We start from the raw sequence: 17,626 nt of genomic DNA, 5'->3' as shown, positions 1-17,626 counted from the left end.
AAGAAAAGCAAGAAATGAAGGTCATCAAACGAATCGGAATCATTTTGGGCGCGTTGCTAATGATCATCTTTTTGATTTTATACTTCAGTACCTCATCTATAAAAAGCGAAACCTACTTTAATGAAAAGTACTATCATGAAACGATTGCCAGACTTGATACGATAAAAGAATCCATGGTTGTTACCATCGATTCGATTCATGCTGGCTTTGCCAAGGTCAGCATTACGCCGGCACTCCATCAAACTGAAGATAACAGTGCCCAAGGCAAATTCACGCAGCTTCCGTTGGCGGGATTTGGCGGGCGAAAAGGTAAACCCGCTACGGGCATTCACGATAGTATCTTTGTTAAAGCCGCAGCCATCAAAGTGGGCCACCAAACGATTGTCTTTGTGGCATCCGATTTACTCATCATGCCTCCCAATGTTGTTGACTCCGTAACCTCAATACTTTCGAAAAGGGGAATTAAACGCGAGCAGATATTTTACTCGGCCACGCACACGCATTCAAGCGTCGGAGCCTGGGCACCAGGCTTTATAGGAGAACAGTTTTCGGGAAAACAAAATACGAGCGTAGAGAAATGGTTGGCTCTTCAAATTTCAAAAGTGATTATTTCTGCCCTTGCTGATCTCACGCCCGCGCGAATCGGTACCGGCGATTTTTCTGTAGCGCAATACACACGTAATCGTTTGATCGGTGAGTCGGGCAATAGAAACAACGACTTTAGTTTTATCACACTCGAGCAAATCGGAAAGAAGAAGGCGATTATTGGTTCTTATTCCGCACATGCAACAACTATGGGATCAGACAATATGCAAATCAGTGCCGATTATCCGGGATACTGGCAGCAAAAAATGGAAGAAACATCGGCCGACTATGCACTATTCTTTGCTGGTTCGGTTGGTAGTCAAAGTCCAGTAGGGGAGGGCGATGGATTTGACAAGCCAAAATTTATTGGCGAAGCCCTGGCAGACAGTCTTAACAAACACCTGCAGGGCATCGCTGTAAAAGATACGGTGAAGTTTTCCGCGCTGTCCTTAAGAATAGATTTGCCAGAATATCACATCCGGTTGACAACACAACGTAATCTCGTTACGGCCTTGAGTAGTTCACTTTTGCCGAATTCGGGCAATGTGTATTTGCAAGCGGTGCGAATGGGGAATATGATATGGATTACCACGCCGTGCGACTTTAGTGGTGAGTTTGCGCTCCAGTTAAAGAATTCACTTTCCACCTATGGCTATCATGCGAACGTTACAAGTTTCAATGGTGGGTATACAGGGTATATTGTTCCGGGCAGATATTTCTACCTTGATGAGTATGAACCTAAACTCATGGGCTGGTTTGGTCCAAACATGGGTGACTATACAATGGAATTGATCCGACAGCTTTCAAGAGTGATTACGAATACGAACAACATTTAAGACTATCTGCCTGATGATCGCTTGCCCCATATGATAAAAAGCATATTGAAATACCTTTCGCTTTCTGTAGTAGGTTTATTGTTACTCGCGTTCCTGTATTTTTTCTCCCCGGGGTTGTGGAACAGGTGGGTTGTTTATCCCAAACTTGAAAAACAAATACAGGCTTTCCAGTCTCTTCGAAAAGAAACAAAATCGTTGACCCAACTTAATGTCTATCGCGGTGCCCTTCATGCGCATAGTTTTTGGTCACATGATAGTGAGGGCACTTTATTGGACATTGTCCCGGCGGCAAAAAAGGTGGGGATTGATTTCATATTCCTGACAGATCATGCACACGGAAACAGTGACACAATCCCCCGCGGCTACAAAGGTTACTACGATGGTGTGTTGATTGAGCCAGGCACGGAAAGGGAAGGCTTTTGCGCCTGGCCACTTCGTTCTACCGTAACGGATTGGAGCGTAGATAGAGACACGGTAGCAAAAAATGTTGTTTCGAATGGCGGAATAATTTTTTACGCCCATAGCGAAGAAGATCATAATTGGCACAACCCCTACTATCAGGGAATGGAAATCTATAACATTCATACCGATATAAAAGATGAATCATTACTTCCAATCATCTGTAACTTCATAGCCAGTGGAGAAAAAAATAGAGCCTGGGGGATGCGTGAATCTTTTGATGAGCAAAGGTCCATTCTTGCGCACTGGGATTCGTTGAACCAATGGAGAGCCATTGCAGGATTTGCGGCTGTGGATGCTCATGAGAATCAGAATTTCAGGGCGCGCTTCTTGAAAGATGGACGAATTGAATGGCTGGGTCCAAATGCTAAACCAATCGATACGGTGGAGAATACCATTTGGAATCGCTGGCTATTTCACGAGCCCGATGAAAGTGGCTGGATCTTCAAATTTATGATTGACACCTACGAAGCGAGTTTCAATAATGTTACCAACTATGTATTCGCCGACACATTGTCGGTGCCTTCCATCAGCAATCACCTGAAGAAAGGTCATCTCTTTATCGCCTTTAAAAGTCTTGGCGATGCAAAAGGATTTATGTTCTGTTCAAAAAATAATGACGGGAAGGTCAGTGGCATTCTCGGAGATTCGGTGCAAGTAAATCAGGTAAAATCCATGCAGGCTGTTTCTCCGTTGCCGGGCCAGTTCAGACTTATCTATAACGGAAAGGTTGTTGGCACTTCTGCTGACGGGCAATACGAATATCAATGGTCTGAACAAATCAAGAAAGGAGTGTATCGGATTGAAATGCACATTAAACTGGACGACCAATTTGTTCCCTGGGTGTATTCGAATCCAATACATGTATTTTAATAGCAAGTCAGTTTGCCTAAACGAATGCCATGGTCATTAAGAATATATATATCCTTTTTCTGCTGTCAACCATTCTTTCCTGTAACCGAACCAGCGAAGCAAACCGATCCGATACACGTGAAGAAGATGGCGCCAAATTGGCTGCCCGGTATTGCACCAGTTGCCATGCGTTTGTGCCACCAGAGAAGCTCATAAAATCATCGTGGAAGGAAGATGTGCTGCCAGCCATGGGAAATAGATTGGGAATCTATAGAAACACCAAACAACGCGAAACTTTAATTGAGCCGGGTGAGGGCGGCCAGATCGTGGAAGCGGCAAATATTTTCCCATCCACTCAGGCTGTATCAACCGAAGATTGGGAGCGCATTGTCGATTATTTTATTTCGAGAGCCCCCGACGCAATACCAACCTTTAGGACGGAGCCCATTTCCATTGGACTCCCCCACTTTGAATACAAAGCCTACAAGCTTCCATCGCCCATGCCCTTAACATCCTTTGTCTCCATCTTGCCGGAGACTTCTCAAATCGCGTTCGGCACAACGTATGGACGCTCCTATACATTGAATATTTTAAACGCCGACTTAAAGAACGTGCAGTCCTACAAAATGACCGCGCTGCCTATTCAATACACAAAACTTAAGGATGACTCGTATTCCATTACGACTATCGGTAAGGGCTTATTTCCAACGGACGCAAGAGAGGGATGGATAAGTCACATGGCCGTACGCGATCTTAACACGCTTACACCTGAACCCAAACTCGTTTTAAATAAACTTAAAAGACCTGTTAATATAGTTTACAAAGATCTTAATGGCGATGGGCTTGACGATATAGTAGCCTGCGAGTTTGGTTCCTATACTGGATCACTGGGCTGGTATGAAAACAGGAAAGACAAATACCAGTTTCATGTGTTACTTGGAAAGCCAGGTGCAACGAACGTTGTGATCGACGATGTAGATGCGGATGGTAAGCCCGATATTCTGGCATTGATGGCGCAGGGAGATGAAGGCATCTTTTACTTTCATAACAATGGAAATGGATTTGATCCAGCACAATTAATATTGCGTTTCTCCCCACTCTATGGATCCACGTTCTTTGATTACATCGACTTCAATGGAGACGGCGTGAAGGATATCCTTTATACAAGCGGAGACAATGCAGACCAAACACCGTTCTTAAAAGAGTATCATGGTATTTATATATTTCTCGGGCAGCGCGATTTTACCTTTAAGCAACATTTCTTTCATCAATTGAATGGGGCATACAAGGCAATAGCCAAAGACTACGATCAGGATGGCGATCTCGATATTTCAGCCATATCCTACTTTCCTGATTATGCAAACGCTCAGGAAGTAGGATTCATCTATTTGCAAAACCAGGGCAATATGAGATTTAGTGTTTCAACTTTTGCTGAGATGGGTATAGGAAGATGGATTGCAATGGACGCCAACGATTATGATAGGGATGGAGACGTGGATATCGTGTTAGGGTCTAACATTAGCATTTTACCGATGGGCGATGCAACGGGTATAAACAAGCGATGGTTGAAAGAAGGTGTTTCCCTGGTAGTATTGGAAAACAAAGTCAAGCAAAAAAAATCTCGGCTCCGGTGAAGGAATATAACACAATCACCTTGGTTAGGTAATGCCTAAATAATATTAAATTAACATTTCAGTGCTTTGCGCAAAATGACGCCTTTTTGACGCAAATCCGGGCTGGTATCGAGGGAAATAGGAATACTTTCATACGGTAAAGGGAATTGTTTAAGACTCAACTTTTACAACACGACACTTGGGCGTTGACAGGAGTTTGGAGTTCCCTTCGCTCATACCGTAAAAAAAGTGTAGTGCGTACGTATATCCGGAGGCAATTGTCTCAAGGCAAATCATTTTCTAAGGCAAGAAGCGACAGAGATTAGTATAACTACATCGTAAGATTTTACCTTCAAATTTTAGCCCCATAATAACTTAACTATTGAAAAATGAAGAGTCTATACAAAAGGTTTTATACGGCCATTACGCTAGCCGTGATTCTATTAGCGTGTTCGGATGATGGTGTTTCGGAATTCCCTACATCGGTTGAACTTTCTTACAGTGTTGTTGGAAAGCAGGCAGCATTCACCGCGTTGTCACACAGCGCGGATTCATATGCGTGGGATTTTGGAGACGGGCAGAAGAGCACCGACAAAGATCCTGTGCACGTGTATGCCAGTGGCGGGTATTATACAGTGACTGTGAGTGTGACCGGCAAAACCGGAACCGACCAGAAAACCGCTCAGTTGGCAGTTGACGTGACGCCCTATATCCTATTGACTGGCGGGCCAACCGCCGAGGGCGGGAAGACCTGGAAAATTGACAGTTCGCATCCGAGTGGCGACAAGTTTGCGCTCGCAGACGATTCATTCACATCTGTTCAAGCGCTGAGCACCGGCGTCTTTAGCGGTGTTGGATATGGAGAAGCCTACGACGATACCTTCACGTTTTATTTTGATGGCAAATACACCGCGAATGCCAATGGCGGTCCCAGCAGCGATGGCAAAGCCTTTGGAGGTTACGTGAACGCACTGGTTACTGGTAAAACCGGTGTAAAGGCAGTCGATGGCGTATCGGATGTCTACGACTTGTGTACGGCCAACTACGCGGCCGACGCGAATGCTGCCTTTACCTTTGCTGAAAATGAAAATTTCGCAGTACCATCCATTGCCGGCGTGACCTACTCTGGAGTCAAGACACTCTCCTTTACGGGGAATGGGTATGTCGGTTTTCTGGATGCGCAGACCAAAGTAATCCTGCAAAGTATCACCGATAAAAGCATGCGTCTGGTGATCTTCATTGCTGCCGATCCGGGCGAATACCCGAAGGCTTCTCACGCGCTTGTCATGACTTTTAAAGCAGTCTGAGACTGTTTGGTTGAAAAGATTAAATAGACTAACGAACTCATCAACATATATGAAAAGATTCTACGTAAGATTAACGCGAACAAGTTTGGTTATCGTTTTTCTGCTGATGTTCTCGAGCACCTATGCGCAGGAACGAATTGTTACCGGAACAGTAGTCGATACTGATAATCTGGGTATTCCCGGTGTGAACATTGTTAAAAAAGGCACTACGAGCGGCACCACCACAGATAGTGATGGTAAGTTTTCTATTTCCGCCGGCGAGAATGATGTGCTTATATTTTCATTCATAGGTTCCCTCACACAGGAAGTAGTGGTAGGGGCAAGAACTACCATTGCCGTAACCCTGGAGGCCGATGTTACGCAACTCAAAGAAGTGGTGGTTACCGCATTGGGTATCGAACGCGATGAAAAATCACTTGGCTATGCGGTGTCGAAAGTGAAGGGCGCAGAATTCACCAAAGTGGCACGCGAAAACTTCTTAACGTCCATGCAGGGAAAAGTGGCGGGCGTAACGGTTAACGAAACCGGTGGCCCTGGTTCAACGGTAAGTGTGATTATCCGGGGTGCAAAATCACTGAGCAACGATAACCAACCCTTATACGTGGTAGATGGTGTGCCGCTGTTCAACAGCGTGAATAACGTAGGCGGTTTTGGTAGCGGCAACAGCACGGTGGATTATGGAAATGCCATTTCGGATATTGATCCGGAAAGCATTGAAAACGTAACGGTGCTGAAGGGTGCGAGTGCTACCGCGCTGTACGGTTCTCGTGCATCGAATGGTGTCATACTCATCACCACCAAAAAAGCCAAGGCAGGTTCGGGGTTGAAAGTATCCATGTCGACCAACAATAGTTTCGATATGCCCCAACGTTTTTTAGGTGTACAACAGCAGTACGGTGGTTATATTATTACGACACCCGAACAAAACGGAAGCACGGTAATGCCTTCGCTGATATCGCCCTTCGGTGTCGGTGCTGAATTGAATAAAGGCTACTGGGCAACGCAATGGAATTCGCCTGTGGATGCCAACGGCCAACCCGTTCCTATCGAGTTGAAATCGTATCCCAACAACGTAAAAAATTTCCTGAACAACTACGGTGTCACCAGCACCAATTCGGCATCGGTTTCCAGCGGTGGAAAGTTTTTGAGCCTCCGCCTGGGCTTGACCAACATGACCAACAAAGGGTTGATTCCGAATTCGGATATCAAAAGAAATAACCTCTCGTTATCGGCATCGGCAAAGGCAACTGAAAAGTTTACGGTAAGCACCGACATCAACTTTTCAAACAGCTATGCTAAAAACAGGCCCTCGGGCGACCGGGGAACAAACCCGCTGCAATGGGCGTATTACACGCCGGTTTATGTGAACATCATGGATTTGAAAGACTATGACATCGGTCAGGGAAATACGATTAAAAACGTAGTGCAGGGCGATAGCAACAACCCGTGGATGTTGGCCTATGATGTAAACAACAGTTTTAACCGTTATCAGCTCTATGGCAATGTGATGGCTACCTATGAGTTTACGCCAAAACTCTCGCTTATGGCGCGGATGATGATCGATAAGGTGGACGAAGTGCGAGAATCAAAAATTGGATTGGGGTATACGGATGAGCCGCACAATGGAGCCTACGGTATCAGCAACAGCAACAATTTTGAACGCAATACAGATGCACTACTTTCCTATAAAGACAACTTTGGTGATTTTTCGGTGAATCTTTCGGTGGGTGGCAACATTCGTTACAGCAAGTCGGCCAACGTGAGCAACTCATCAAAGCCTGGTTCGGGATTGATAATCCCCAATCTTTTTACGTTAAGCAACATTGCGAACACAGCATTGCAATACTCTTCTGCCAGTTATCAAAAAGCAGTTAATAGCGTTTATGGTCAAGCCAACCTGGCATGGAAAGAAAGGATTTATCTCGATTTGACTGGACGTAACGACTGGAGCAGCACATTGCCTGCCGCTAGCCGATCGTACTTCTATCCGTCTGCTTCATTGAGCGTTTTGATCAATGAATTCGTAGCCATTAAGAATGTCGACTTACTAAAAGTAAGGGCAGGTGTGGCGCGCACAGGTTACGATACCAACCCGTATAACTTACTACAAGTGTATGCCAACGCCGGCCAGTGGGGCGAAGCCCTCATGTTGAGCAAACAAAGTGGATTGCTCAACCCGAACCTGTTGCCGGAACAAATCACGTCGCAGGAGTATGGTGTTGAAGCCAAGTTATTTGGCAACCGCGTTCGCTTTGACGGAACCGTCTACACCATGAACGACCGAAACCAAATCTTCCAGGTTCCGCTTGCTCAATCCTCAGGGTTTGGAAGCGTTAATATCAATGCAGGTTTGCTCCAAAGCCGTGGCGTTGAAATTGTTATTGGGGGCACACCGATCAGTACCAACAACTGGACATGGGACGTAAGCCTGAACTTTACCAAAAACCAAACGAAGATATTGGAGCTGGCCGACAACATTGACTATGTTCAGCCCTGGGGCCAAGCCAACGTAGTGAACAGAGGATATGTGAAAGGCGCTACGTTGCCGGATGGCACCATCGCCGATGGATTGACGGGTAATTTATACACACGCAAAACACTTCGGGTTACCGATGAAGAATCACCATACTTTGGTTACCCGATTATTCCAGGTAATCCCTTAACAGGAAGTTTCGATGATGATCCTGAATTGACCAACTCATCAATTTATTCGAAGGTTGGAAATTACAATCCTAAGTTCATCATGGGGATGCAAACCACCCTTACCTGGAAAAACTTTTCACTTAGCGCAACCTTCGACTGGCGTCATGGTGGCCAATTCGTATCACAAACGTCGCGCTACATGAATGATGACATGCTAACGGCATGGTGGGCAAGCAAGGTAGTCACTCCCGGTGTGAGTGGTGGTGAGGCAAGTCAGGCGCTTCGCGATTGGGTAGTAGCGAACGCCGGCACGTTAATTTATCCGGATCGCGTTTATCCAATTGGCGGTCCTACACCCGAAACCGGTGGCTTTCCGGAAAGCGACAACATGGCGTTTCCCGGCAATAGGGATGGAGTCTTCTTCCCGGGTGTGTTTGGTGAAATGGGCGCCGATGGACGTTTTACGCTGTATCAGGAAAACCTTGGAAACCCGGGAACGATCTTTGAACCTTGGGGTGCCAGCAATCCGTGGTCAGTGGGTACATACGCAGTGTATGATGCCGACTATATTAAGCTTCGCGAAATCTCATTGAGCTACAACCTTCCCGCAAGCTGGCTCAAGAGAGTGAAGATGGAAAATGCCTACATCGGGGTTTACAGCCGAAACATCATGTTGTGGACAAAGAGCGGATTTGGCGTAGATCCTGAACGGGCTTTTCAGCCATCGGGTAATGGACTGTATCAAGGTGTTGAACGCTACAACGTTTCCCCCTGGATAGTCCCTGTAGGTTTTAAGGTGGGTGTTACATTCTAAAAATCAGATGCGAGTATGAAAAAGATGAATTATAAACTAATGACCTTTTCGTTAATCATCCTGCTGATGGTTGGCGGCTGTAAAGATCTGGACGAGTTGAACATAAACCCCAATGCGCCCTCACCGGAGTCAACAGACCTAAACCTGTTGTTGCCCACCGTGATCACGAGCCTGGGAAGTCGAGTAATTACCCTTGGTATCGGAGATGTTGCAGGAGTAGTGCAGCATACGCAGAAAACGGGTTGGTCAAGTGGTCACAATAACTACGATTGGAGTTCACCGGGTCAAAGTTGGACGGATTACTATGGCGTTTTACGCAATGCCGATGAGTTGTATAAAAAGGCGCAGAAAGGAGACTATGTATATCACGAAGGAGTGTCCATGATTTTGAAAGCCTACACGTTTGGTTTGATTGCCGACCTGTGGGGCGACGCCCCATACAAAGACGCTTTGCGTGCAGAAGAAGGTGCAGCGTATTTCAAACCTGTATTTGATACACAACAGAGCATCTACCATGGTATTCTTGCCGATCTTGAAGCCGCCAACACACTTTTGTCGCAGGAAGGTGGCAAACCCATCAACGAAACGCAAGATGTGCTCTTTGCGGGTGATCTGACCAAATGGAGAAAGTTTGCGAATTCATTGGCACTGCGCTACTATATGCGTTTGCAAGCCAAAGAAACAGAGTTTGCAAAAGCAGGTGTCGTCAAAATCGTAAATGACCCAGCTACGTTTCCGTTGATTACCACTGCCGCCGACGATGCCAATGTTGCCTATCCTGGAACATCAGATGATACTTCGGGAGGCAAAATTTCCACGGCCTGGCCTACCAACATGGTGTTCAACATCTCACCCGATGGCGAATATATGCGCACAAAACCTTGCGCTACTTTAGTAAACGCGCTCAAAGATTTGGATGATCCGCGCATTGCAGTCTGGTTCGATAAAGTGCCACAGCCGCTTGTCCTTGTAGGCGGCACAGACGTAAGCCATGCCAGTGCAGATGGTAAAACATGGGAAGTTTCTGCCGACGTGGTGCAAACCTATGAAGACACCTACAATACCCCAATAGATTATAGCACCGACTACATTGGTATTCCTCCGGCCATAGGGGGAGCGTTGTTCTACAATCTTCAGCTGGAAGGTAACGCCGCGGGGCAAGGCCGCTACAACTCGCACATATCGCAATTGAACAGCATGTACATGGAAGCTACGGGCGATTTGTTACAGATGCGACTTATATCGGCTGCCGAAGTGAATTTCATTTTGGCCGAAGCAGCCTCTTACACCTGGATTTCGGGGGCTTCTACGTATTATGCCCAAGGGATTCAGGAGTCATTCAACGCGTGGGGCGTAAGTGATGATGTTGCCGACTACATTGCCGGCGCACCGTATACCGGCCTTGAAAGCATCATTCAACAAAAATGGATAGCAAGCTGGACCGCTGCCGCCGAAGCGTGGTTCGATTGGCGCAGAACCGGCCTGCCGGACCTCGCAGCCGGTCCTTCGGGCGCAAGGTCTAAGTTGCCACTTCGCTTTTACTACAGCCTTGACGATGATATAAATACGAACACGGAGCATGCCAATGAGGCGATAAGCAGACTAGTACCTACTTCCTATAAGGGTAGTGACCCTACCAACAATAGTGCATGGTCAAAATTCTGGTTGCTGGAGGGAACATCGAAACCGTATTGATTGATGAAGCCTGAGCGAAAATCCCCATCATTGATAAAGCAGCTCCCGGTTTGAGCGTTGGCTTATTCAAGGAACAGGAAACCTTGGTTATTAAATTTCCGATCAGGTAGAAAAAGCGGAGCTTGTCTCCGCTTTTTCTATATCGGCCCGTAAGCTTTCGGTAGGATTGTTACAAGTATAAAAGTTAATCAAAGGAGAACTATGAAATTCATCATCCTGTTTCTGATGTGCTGTTTGATTTCAATGGATTCCGCCAGCGGTCAGACAAAAAGCAAAGTTATTCTTGGTGTTTTTCCGCATCCTGACGATGAGAACATGATTGGTCATGTGCTTGCAAAATATGCGCGACTTGGCCACAAGGTATACGTCATCATAGCGACGGATGGAAAGGATGGAACCCGGGTAACGAAAGTTCCAGCAGGCGACTCATTGGGCAGGCTCAGACAAAAGGAAACCCTCTGTGCGTGCGAGAAGTTAGGAATCAATCCTCCGATTTATTTACACATTGACAGACTCGATACTAAATTCGGAGTTCGCGCCTATCTTAACGGACGAACAAAGATGATGGAGGATCTTAAAATGCATATTCAAAAACTTCAACCCGACATACTCTTAACATTCGGCCCGGAAGGAGAGTATGGCCACTCCGAACATATTGTGACCGGAGCTATCGTAACAGAGCTGTTGTTAAGAGAAGGATGGGTAGATAAGTATCCGCTTTATTTCCCGGCAGACATCAAGGAAGATGTAATGGATAACAGTGGCAACGGCTATGTCGATAAACAATATCTCAACTTAAAAATCAGCTATACCGATGAAGACGAACGGAAAATGTTTGAAGCGGCAAAATGTTATACTACCCAGTATACGAAAGAGGAAATTCAGGAGTTAATTGACGCACAGACAAAAAGCAGATCAAACATAAAATACTTTCGGAGATTCTACGTGGCCAAGGGCTCGAAAGCGGAGTTTTGGGACTAGCTGGATTTTTTATGTGTAGTAGTTCCGACTTAATCTGACAGTTTAAAGGGTTTGACTTTAGATAGTTTGCACTTCTAAGTTAACCCAACTGTCAGATTAAGTCGGAACTACTACATATGGAAGGACACCTTGGGAAACAGCTCCTGCTTCGCTTTTTAGGGACGCTTTCGAAAGTACGTGTTGCTTACAATTAAATAGACCAATACTGTTCAAAGTTAGTTATCGCGTCCTACAGATTTGCGACTAGAATAGCTTTCAAAGGGTATGCATCCGGTTCCTGCTTACAAGTTAACTCAACCACACAGCATTAAAGAGCTATTCGAATCTCTTAAGGGCGAATAGTCAATTTGTTCGGTCTACCAAATGTCCAATGCGCCTAAACTATTCTTTTTCTCTGTATAGTGTGCGATGGCAATGAAGAACCTTGTTGAATTGGAGTTTCCTTTGATTTTAGCCCCAATGGACAAATTGTTAATACTCACGGATGGACGCCATCAACCCTTAACTCAAAAATGATGTTAACCGAACGCTAGCTCAATGGATCAGAACCTCGCTTCTGGATTCAAATGATCTGCATACTTGATATTCTTTAATCTACCTTTTTTTGAATAATCTTTGATCATTTTTAGTTTTCCGTTTGGATAATAAAATTTCAATTGCCCAATTGGAATCCCCTCCTTAAAAAAACCTTCAATCCTTTTATTGCCATTTTCGTAAAAATCGATCTGAGTACCTTGACATTTTTTTTCGCAACAGCAATAGCCTATGAAATTGGGATGCGATGTTGGCTCCAAACAAGCATCAATACTTATGAGCTTTAAGGTATCACTGAAACATTCAACCGCACTAACATAGTATTCTCTTCTTAGTTGAGTGCTATCAATTTTTTCCATAGCATACAATAAGGTATATCTGCCGGTATCTTTAAGCAAAAGCACACCACTTGTGTCAGCTATTGCCAAAGTAAGACCATTCTTTTTTAGTCCAAAAGATTCAATTTTTGTCACCTTTTCCGAGCAAGGGCTGTATGCGTACAGTTTAAACTTGATTTGTCCCATTGCGGAAGCGTTCAATGTCGATAAAAGAATTATTAAAGCATACTTCATCTTCCATTTCGATATGTAGTTCCATTAAATCTATATGCTTGTCTTGTTATGCTTGACATTTGACGTAACTCGTGCTGATTCATCTGACTTAAGTGTCTTCCCTGATATGTGAAGCTATTCACGTCCACTGGAGCCAAACCATATCTAAGGATTTTTATTACATATGGTGAAAGTCTTATGTTGAGACTCTGAGCAAGTGGGATTGCTATAAATTTGTATAATGCAACTCCGACCACATAAAGCATTAATAGAAGGGTCGACATTCGCATAACTTCGAAATGGGGTGCATTTAATGCGCCCCAACAAATCGTTATTGAAATCATCGCGACGATGTAAAATAACATCGTGTTTCGGGAGCCATTCAATAGGGTGGCCCAATATGATCCTAAGTTAAATGCGGATATTGTAAGGATGATTGTGAACTTTTCCATTGTTCAATATTATAGTGTGAACACTTACCAAAATCTGTTTTGCTTTTTTTGAGCCGTGAATTGTGATGTGGCCAGGTTGTCTATTTATTTCCAATTCGTCCCGATCTTATAGAGACGATACTCCTCCTGAATCATCCCGATATTTACAAACTTATCCAACGCGCAGTGATAGGTTTGACACGAGAAGTCCAATGCTTCCTGGTATGTCGTAAAAACATCAATCTTCCCAAATTCCAAATCCGGATCTACGGCACTGAATTCATAAACATCAAGGAAGTCCTCGTGTCCATCATCAAACGTTTCATTATAGACAACACTGTATTCTCCAGTTCTCTCGCGATAGATGCTCACCCATTTAATGATGACATTGTCGTCGAGTTGCGCTGTGCCCAGCCATTTTCAACTGTTTTTCCAAGACTCAGGTAGGTGTGGAGCTGTGAGATTTGCAGATGCATGCGCGAAAATAGTTCTTTAACGATCATATAAAAAGATTTGAACGGACTACCTCCCCAAAATCTTCTTCCGATGCAACGCTCCCCAATTCCTCAACTCCGCGATCACCTTCTCTAACGTCTTTGCATGTGGCGTCAGTTTATACTCAATAGTCACCGGCAACGTGTCGTACACAATGCGTTTCAGCAATTGATTCTCTTCCAGGCTTTTCAATTCTTTCGACAGCATGCGCGGGGTGATTTTTGGAATCTGGCGTTCGATGTCTTTGAATTTGTGTTGGCCGGAGGAGATGGCGATGATGATCTGGAGTTTCCATTTTCCGTTGAGCACGTCGAGCGCGTCGCGGATGGCCATGAGCGACTTGGTGCACTCGGTGTGATCGAGCGATTCTCCAAACGTTACTTCCTGCGTGACTGTCATACGATTGATTTTGCGTTGAATTGGGCACTATACTTTGGTATACCGGTTACTTTTGTATAGCAAAGATAGCCTAATTTTGAGCGATATCTAAACAAAATAATCATGGCAAAAACAACATGGTCACTCGACCCCACCCATTCCGAAGTTCAGTTCAAGGTGCGTCACCTCATGGTGTCGTGGGTCACCGGTGCGTTCCAGAAATTTGAGGCGACAGTAGAGACCGAAGGCGACGATATTGCTACAGCCTCCGTCACCTTCAAGGCCGATCTGAGCTCCATCTCCACCAACAACGAACAACGCGATGCACACCTTCGCTCGGGCGATTTCTTTGACGCCGACAACCATCCACAAGTAAGCTTCGTGAGCAACAAGTTGGAGAAGGTGACAGATGCAGACTACAAAATGCACGGCACCCTCACCATGCGCGGCGTGAGCAAACCCCTCACGGTTAATGTTGACTTCGGCGGCATTGTGAAAGATCCCTGGGGCAACACGCGCGCCGGGTTCACCATGAACGGCAAATTGAACCGGAAAGATTTTGGCATCAGCTTCAGCATGCTTTCTGAAACCGGCGGTGTGTTGCTGGGCGACGATGTGACGCTGAATGCCAACATGGAATTTGTACAGGCGAAGTAATTTGGTGAAAGCGGCGTGGGAGTTGGTGGTTTATAGTCTATAAGCAAGCGTGTCTTTGCGCGCGCGAGCAGTACTGATATGGAGTTAGGTATTTATACATTCGGCGATCTGGTGCGCAATGTGAAGACGGGCAAGACGGCCACGGCGCAAGAGCGCATGAATCAAATGCTGGAGATGGCGCGACTGGCCGACGATGCCGGGCTCGACATCCTTGGTGTGGGCGAACATCACGGTCTTCGCTATGTGAACTCTGCCACGGCCACCACACTCGCAGCCATGGCCGCTGTTACAAAACGATTGCGCCTCACCAGCGCTACCACGCTTTTGAGTACTGCCGACCCCGTGCGAACGTTTCAGGAATTTGCCACGGCCGATCTGATTTCTAACGGACGCGTTGAACTCATTTTTGGCCGTGGCGCATTCACTGATAATTTTCCGTTGTTTGGGTTTGATACCAACGACTATGACGCGTTGTTCATAGAGAAGCTCATGCTTTTTGAAAAGCTCAATGCAAACGAGCGCGTTACCTGGAAAGGAAAATTCAGGCCTGCGCTTTACGATGCTGAGATTGCACCGCGGCCGTCGCAGCCAAAACTTCCCGTGTGGATTGGTGCAGGATCGCCGGGCAGTGTGTCGCGGGCTGCGGCGCTCGGCTATCCCGTGGTGATTCCGGTGCTTGGAAGCACGCTGCCAAACTATGCGCACATCGCGTCCATCTACCGGCAGGCATGGTTGCAGAGCGGACGTGCAGAAGAGTCCATGAAACTCGCTGTGTTTTCGCATTTGCATATTAGTGAATCGAAGCATGCATTTCAGGAATTTTATCCCTACTACTCGGCCTATCTCGAACCGTTGTTCAGACAAGCCATGCCGATGGATCAATACCGGCACATGTGTTCGTCGCACGGGTCGCTCTTTGCCGCAAGTCCGCAGGAAGTAGTTGACAAGATCATGTACGTGAAGGAGCACCTTGGCGCTGTCCGCTATGTGGGACAGATTGATGTGGGAGGACAGTCGTTTTCGGATGTGATGAAGGGAATAGAAACGTTTGCTGCGAAAGTGGCGCCCGTGGTGCGATGATGTGTGTTAGTCTTTTGATGCGTTGTATTCCAAAAGTGTGAGTGCCAGGTTTCGATTGTGCACCGGCAGTTCTGAACTATCGGGTGTTGTGTAGTTTTCAACAACCCGGAAGCCGAAGGTTTTATAATAGTCTATGATGGTGGGGTTTGTGGCCCAGGTGTCCATTCGGATGCTTCTCAAACCTCTTTGTTTAATGTGTTCTTTTGCCCATTGCACGATCAATCCAAAAAGCTTTTGCCCTTTGAACGTGGGGTTCACCACGATGCGATGAAGATAGAGCGCGTCGCCGGTGTCGTGCTGGCGCCAGATGATTTTGTCGCGATAGCCGGTGCTGAAGACGATGGCTATGGTTGAGTCGATCGCGATTTTGTATTGATTTCTGTTTCCGATGTCTGCGCGGATGGCGTTTTGATCGTAGTCACGCCACACGGGAAAGCCTTTCTTTTCCTGGTATAGAATGGAGTGGTCGAAGAGTGTGAAGATGAAGGGCAGGTCGTTCATTTCAGTGTTTCGAACTTCGGAGAGGGTTGGCATCGCGCGTGGGTTAGGGTGGGGGATTCAATCCGGGTTGTGTCGGTAGTCTTCGATAGGGATAACACGGTGACCAGATGGAAATGTTTCAAGTTGTGGAGGATTTGTAAAACAGATGATCGGAACTCATTCATCGATCGTCTTTGCGCTAACGAACGCCTGAGTTGTTTGCGAGGATCGTCGGCATTCACTCTTCTTGTCGGCGAACAATTAAGAATATTTTTTTGTAGTTAGTGTAGTCACGCTCACGCAACATAGGGTATGTGTTTCTGATGAGTAAGGTTGTCGTATCCAATTTAAGCAAGGTATTATCGGTTCAAATAAGATCGGTGCTATAGGCTTTTGTAACGAAACTGGTTGTTGCTGACCAGAGGGAAGAAAATATTTCCAGAGCAACGGTGTGGCTGCTATTTTTACGAATCAGAACATCGCAATTCAGCAAAAAATTAACCGGGCAAATTGTCAATTCGACGGCGCATCATGCATTGTCTGGATGATTTTTCCACTTGTGGACATGATTTAGGCCGTTTTTTAGATCTACGGTTTATTGTTATTTTTGCAGGATGTTCAAAGCTCTGGCCTTCCATGTATTGCTTCCCTTTGTCTCTCTCTTTCCAGGTGTTGTGAAAGAGCAATTCGATCGCCCCGTGCCGTCCTTGACAACGATAACCCGTACGGCGCATGCCGATAGCGTTGCGTTAAAACCGAAAGGAAAAGTTATCCCCACAGGCGATACAAATCCCATCGACCTTATCTCTTTTGCGCAGACGCTGAAAGGCACACGCTACAAATATGCCAGCGCCAGTCCGAAAACAGGATTTGATTGTTCGGGCTTTGTGCACTATGTGTTCAAGCACTTCAGCATACAGGTTCCCCGCAGTTCCGTCGACTTCACGCATGTGGGCAGAACCATCGAATTGCAAGAAGCCATGCCCGGCGATCTCATACTGTTCACGGGTACCAACAGCAAAGTCCGTCGCGTGGGGCACATGGGCATCGTCATCACCCAGGGCTGCGACAGCGTGGTGTTTCTTCATGCCTCTTCCGGAAAGGCTCATAGCGTGACGGAGACGGAATTGAACAAACACTACAAAGAACGTTTCATAAAAGTGGTGCGGTTGTTTGAGTAATCTTCGATAGGCTTCTGAGTGCCACGGTGGCTATGTTGTGAATGACTGTCGAAT

Annotated in this window: 13 protein-coding genes; 10 read left to right on the top strand and 3 right to left on the bottom strand. The window is 46.0% G+C overall.

Annotation, left to right across the window (positions count from 1 at the left end):
- The first annotated feature begins 14 nt into the window (after nucleotides 1-14).
- The 7 genes from JI741_RS21000 to JI741_RS20970 all read left to right on the top strand — a co-directional run bounded on the left by JI741_RS21000 (nucleotide 15) and on the right by JI741_RS20970 (nucleotide 11,785).
- Entirely contained in the window at nucleotides 15-1,421 is a 1,407-nt protein-coding gene (locus JI741_RS21000) for a neutral/alkaline non-lysosomal ceramidase N-terminal domain-containing protein (RefSeq protein ID WP_202013134.1), read from the top strand.
- Between the two features lie 45 nt (nucleotides 1,422-1,466).
- Complete coding sequence (locus JI741_RS20995) at nucleotides 1,467-2,753, top strand: CehA/McbA family metallohydrolase domain-containing protein (protein WP_202013132.1); 1,287 nt, start codon at nucleotides 1,467-1,469, stop codon at nucleotides 2,751-2,753.
- A gap of 29 nt (nucleotides 2,754-2,782) precedes the next feature.
- Nucleotides 2,783-4,366 (top strand): FG-GAP repeat domain-containing protein, encoded by a 1,584-nt coding sequence (locus JI741_RS20990; protein WP_202013130.1) that lies wholly within the window; start codon nucleotides 2,783-2,785, stop codon nucleotides 4,364-4,366.
- A 368-nt stretch (nucleotides 4,367-4,734) separates the two neighbouring features.
- The gene (locus JI741_RS20985) at nucleotides 4,735-5,652 is read left to right on the top strand and encodes a PKD domain-containing protein (protein ID WP_202013128.1); all 918 of its coding nucleotides are present in this window, start codon (nucleotides 4,735-4,737) and stop codon (nucleotides 5,650-5,652) included.
- Between the two features lie 49 nt (nucleotides 5,653-5,701).
- Nucleotides 5,702-9,109: a SusC/RagA family TonB-linked outer membrane protein gene (locus JI741_RS20980; protein ID WP_202013127.1), complete on the top strand. Its 3,408-nt coding sequence runs from the start codon at nucleotides 5,702-5,704 to the stop codon at nucleotides 9,107-9,109.
- Nucleotides 9,110-9,124: 15 nt separating this feature from the next.
- Nucleotides 9,125-10,804, top strand: coding sequence for a SusD/RagB family nutrient-binding outer membrane lipoprotein (locus tag JI741_RS20975; protein WP_202013126.1), 1,680 nt, complete (start codon nucleotides 9,125-9,127; stop codon nucleotides 10,802-10,804).
- Nucleotides 10,805-11,005: 201 nt separating this feature from the next.
- On the top strand, nucleotides 11,006-11,785 hold the full coding sequence (locus tag JI741_RS20970) for a PIG-L deacetylase family protein (RefSeq protein ID WP_202013125.1): 780 nt from the start codon (nucleotides 11,006-11,008) through the stop codon (nucleotides 11,783-11,785).
- A gap of 542 nt (nucleotides 11,786-12,327) precedes the next feature.
- On the opposite strand, the gene JI741_RS20965 is transcribed toward JI741_RS20970, so the two are convergent.
- A complete protein-coding gene (locus JI741_RS20965) occupies nucleotides 12,328-12,891 on the bottom strand; it encodes a toxin-antitoxin system YwqK family antitoxin (RefSeq protein WP_202013124.1) in 564 nt (187 codons plus the stop codon).
- 932 nt (nucleotides 12,892-13,823) lie between these two features.
- The gene (locus tag JI741_RS20960) at nucleotides 13,824-14,195 is read right to left on the bottom strand and encodes a winged helix-turn-helix transcriptional regulator (RefSeq protein ID WP_202013123.1); all 372 of its coding nucleotides are present in this window, start codon (nucleotides 14,193-14,195) and stop codon (nucleotides 13,824-13,826) included.
- A gap of 102 nt (nucleotides 14,196-14,297) precedes the next feature.
- Here JI741_RS20960 and JI741_RS20955 point away from each other — a divergent pair, with 102 nt between their 5' ends.
- On the top strand, nucleotides 14,298-14,831 hold the full coding sequence (locus tag JI741_RS20955) for a YceI family protein (RefSeq protein ID WP_202013121.1): 534 nt from the start codon (nucleotides 14,298-14,300) through the stop codon (nucleotides 14,829-14,831).
- Between the two features lie 78 nt (nucleotides 14,832-14,909).
- Entirely contained in the window at nucleotides 14,910-15,911 is a 1,002-nt protein-coding gene (locus tag JI741_RS20950) for an LLM class flavin-dependent oxidoreductase (protein ID WP_202013120.1), read from the top strand.
- A gap of 6 nt (nucleotides 15,912-15,917) precedes the next feature.
- Here the strand turns inward: JI741_RS20950 and JI741_RS20945 are convergent, their stop codons facing one another.
- Nucleotides 15,918-16,445, bottom strand: a complete 528-nt coding sequence (locus JI741_RS20945) for a GNAT family N-acetyltransferase (protein ID WP_202013118.1) — start codon at nucleotides 16,443-16,445, stop codon at nucleotides 15,918-15,920.
- A 560-nt stretch (nucleotides 16,446-17,005) separates the two neighbouring features.
- Between JI741_RS20945 and JI741_RS20940 the strand changes: the two genes are divergently transcribed.
- Complete coding sequence (locus JI741_RS20940; RefSeq protein WP_202013116.1) at nucleotides 17,006-17,572, top strand: C40 family peptidase; 567 nt, start codon at nucleotides 17,006-17,008, stop codon at nucleotides 17,570-17,572.
- Nucleotides 17,573-17,626: the final 54 nt, after the last annotated feature.

It is taken from the genome of Chryseolinea lacunae (genome assembly GCF_016735595.1).
In the GTDB taxonomy this organism is placed as follows: Bacteria; Bacteroidota; Bacteroidia; order Cytophagales; family Cyclobacteriaceae; genus Chryseolinea; species Chryseolinea lacunae.
This window is presented reverse-complemented; position numbering and strand designations above follow the sequence as displayed.

Excerpts from the sequence above, each read along its gene's own strand:
- JI741_RS20975 (WP_202013126.1), top strand. The coding sequence starts at position 9,125 with ATGAAAAAGATGAATTATAAACTAATGACCTTTTCGTTAATCATCCTG.
- JI741_RS20955 (WP_202013121.1), top strand. The coding sequence starts at position 14,298 with ATGGCAAAAACAACATGGTCACTCGACCCCACCCATTCCGAAGTTCAG.
- JI741_RS20950 (WP_202013120.1), top strand. The coding sequence starts at position 14,910 with ATGGAGTTAGGTATTTATACATTCGGCGATCTGGTGCGCAATGTGAAG.
- JI741_RS20965 (WP_202013124.1), bottom strand. The coding sequence starts at position 12,891 with ATGAAGTATGCTTTAATAATTCTTTTATCGACATTGAACGCTTCCGCA.
- JI741_RS20990 (WP_202013130.1), top strand. The coding sequence starts at position 2,783 with ATGGTCATTAAGAATATATATATCCTTTTTCTGCTGTCAACCATTCTT.
- JI741_RS21000 (WP_202013134.1), top strand. The coding sequence starts at position 15 with ATGAAGGTCATCAAACGAATCGGAATCATTTTGGGCGCGTTGCTAATG.
- JI741_RS20970 (WP_202013125.1), top strand. The coding sequence starts at position 11,006 with ATGAAATTCATCATCCTGTTTCTGATGTGCTGTTTGATTTCAATGGAT.
- JI741_RS20945 (WP_202013118.1), bottom strand. The coding sequence starts at position 16,445 with ATGCCAACCCTCTCCGAAGTTCGAAACACTGAAATGAACGACCTGCCC.
- JI741_RS20960 (WP_202013123.1), bottom strand. The coding sequence starts at position 14,195 with ATGACAGTCACGCAGGAAGTAACGTTTGGAGAATCGCTCGATCACACC.
- JI741_RS20985 (WP_202013128.1), top strand. The coding sequence starts at position 4,735 with ATGAAGAGTCTATACAAAAGGTTTTATACGGCCATTACGCTAGCCGTG.
- JI741_RS20980 (WP_202013127.1), top strand. The coding sequence starts at position 5,702 with ATGAAAAGATTCTACGTAAGATTAACGCGAACAAGTTTGGTTATCGTT.
- JI741_RS20940 (WP_202013116.1), top strand. The coding sequence starts at position 17,006 with ATGTTCAAAGCTCTGGCCTTCCATGTATTGCTTCCCTTTGTCTCTCTC.